General features: G+C 66.7%; 1 pseudogene. It reads left to right on the forward strand.

Annotated elements, in window-relative coordinates:
• Positions 1-219, forward strand: a pseudogene (locus tag ADK60_RS28250) (hypothetical protein); the annotation flags it as partial.

Raw genomic sequence — 219 nt, forward strand, 5'->3', positions numbered from 1 at the left:
TGGGCCACCAACGCCGGCGGCTGGCTCGACTCCACCCAATGGCTCGGAGGCGACTTCAACGGCGACCGGAAGGACGACATCGCCGCCTCCTGGAACAACCACGGCCAACTGTCCACCGCAGTCTTCCTGTCCGACGGCTCACGCTTCCCCGGATGGACCCAGTGGAGCGACCTCGACGGCGGCTGGATCGACGCAGCCAAATGGGTCGACGGAGACTTC

It is taken from the genome of Streptomyces sp. XY431 (assembly GCF_001279805.1).
GTDB lineage: Bacteria > Actinomycetota > Actinomycetes > Streptomycetales > Streptomycetaceae > Kitasatospora > Kitasatospora purpeofusca.